Origin of the sequence: Bradyrhizobium retamae, assembly GCF_001440415.1 — a bacterium.
GTDB lineage: Bacteria > Pseudomonadota > Alphaproteobacteria > Rhizobiales > Xanthobacteraceae > Bradyrhizobium > Bradyrhizobium retamae.
Genome location: NZ_LLYA01000096.1, coordinates 1 through 1,841 on the forward strand (window position 1 = coordinate 1; position 1,841 = coordinate 1,841).

The 1,841-nt window shown below is 59.1% G+C and carries 2 protein-coding genes; one reads left to right on the forward strand and one right to left on the reverse strand.

Annotation, left to right across the window (positions count from 1 at the left end; translation table 11 throughout):
* Positions 1–80: 80 nt before the first annotated feature.
* Positions 81–1,271 (reverse strand): serine hydrolase domain-containing protein, encoded by a 1,191-nt coding sequence (locus CQ13_RS11565; protein ID WP_197427312.1) that lies wholly within the window; start codon positions 1,269–1,271, stop codon positions 81–83.
* Positions 1,272–1,355: 84 nt separating this feature from the next.
* Here CQ13_RS11565 and CQ13_RS46415 point away from each other — a divergent pair, with 84 nt between their 5' ends.
* The gene (locus CQ13_RS46415) at positions 1,356–1,484 is read left to right on the forward strand and encodes a hypothetical protein (RefSeq protein ID WP_283807502.1); all 129 of its coding nucleotides are present in this window, start codon (positions 1,356–1,358) and stop codon (positions 1,482–1,484) included.
* Positions 1,485–1,841 lie beyond the last annotated feature (357 nt).

The window sequence follows — 1,841 nt, forward strand, 5'->3', positions numbered from 1 at the left end:
TCAAGAGACGAAATCCCTGTCCATCTTATCTATGTCTCCTATTCCATCGAAATCGGACTGGTCAGCATGATTGGCATGTCTCATTTCCCAACGGGTGGATCGATAGCCTCGTTGACACGATTTTCAGTATTTTTACTTTCCTCGCTTGGCCCGTTGTCCCCTCTGTTGCCAAATTCTTGGGCCCGGGCCTTTTGTGCTTTTGGCACCGCCTCGATCAACAGCGCGAGCGCCTCGCTGAAGCCTGAAGCGGCGTAAGATTGGCCCCGATAGTGCCCGAGACGCGCGACGACGAGATCGTGCGAGGGAATGATCAGCGTGGTCTGCCCACCTGCGCCCGCCATGTAATAGGCATCGCGCGGGACTGGATATTGCCCGTGGCCGTTGAGCCAGAAAAAAGCTCCATAGATCGGCCGATTGTCCGCGGCCCAGGCGGGCGCAAGCGTGCTGACGAATGTGGTGTAGCCCTCTGGGAGAATGCGCTCACCGTTCCAAACGCCCCCCTGAAGATAGAGATTGCCAAGCCGCGCCCAATCGCGCCCGGAGCCTACCCCATAACCTTGCCCTAGAAAATTTCCGAACGGATCAGTTTCGATCACCATGGTGCGGATGCCGAGCTTGTCGAACAGCACCCGCTGAGGAAATGAGAGATATTCGTCGCCTCTTTTTTCGACACCGAGCCGGATCAGATAGTTGATCAGGACCGGATCGGTGTTGCGATAGCGTCCGACCGTGTTGGGAGGCCACTGCAATGGCCGTGTTGCCGCGTAGTGAAAGGAATCGATGCCGCCGGTATACAGATAGACGTGATCCGGGTAAGGCCCCGTTGGGTCATAATCCGGGTCTTGGGGCGCCTTGATCCGAAGCCCGCTCGACATGTGAAGGAGATCCGCAATGCGCATTTTGGCGCGCGGGTCGCCGGGCGTTTGCCATTCAGGGATCGGTGCCGGCTGCTCCAAATCGTAGACGCCGTCTTTGACCAGAATGCCAAAGAGCGTTGCCGTAACGCTCTTGCCCATGGACCAGCTTTCGAGCGGCGTCTGCGCCGTAACACCTTCCGCGTAGCGCTCGGCAATGAGGCGGCCTTTCCACGTCACAACGAACGCCGCGGTCAATCCTTCGGCCGGCTGGAACGCAGCATTCACGGCAGCTTTGAGTTTCTCGGCGTCGATCTCTGTCGGTAACGGCTCTTCCGGCAGCATGTCGCCCATGGGCCACATTTGGGTTGCGGGATCGGGCAATCGGCTCTTGACGGCGACCGGCTTGAAATTCACGACGCTCTTGCCGATCGGGAACGTGACGCAACCCTGGCTCCCGAGATATTTGGCCGTCCGGGTCACGCCGCTAGGGAGCGTGACGTGGACCGCCTTGTTGGCGCGATCGATGACCGGCCTGCCGAGCTTCGCGCGCTGTCCGTAGGGCGCCGTGAAAAACCCAACATTTTCGGCCGCGAAATCGGGCGCAAGGCCGGTCATGAATACAGCTGAGCACATGACCTTCGCAAATCCGGCGGCATGATGCGTCAAGGGGTCGCCTGGCGGCGGCACATAGGGCGTATCGAGTTCGAATGATTTCGCGCGGGCGATGAGCGCGTCTTTGGTGGGCGCCTGCGCAGCCGCCGCCGTACCGGTGAGAGCCACAAGAATCGTCACCAGAAGACACTTATTCATGATCGCTCCCGCGAAAACGAACAATAATCGTTTGGTTCAATTGCTGCGCATGCAACACATCAATATACCCTAACGCGCATCAGAGTGAGAGTATGGACCAGCCCTCGCGGCGCGAGGATATCAAATCGGCGGCACAACCGCTCGGCCGCTGGCTACGGCCGGCGACTTCCGTTT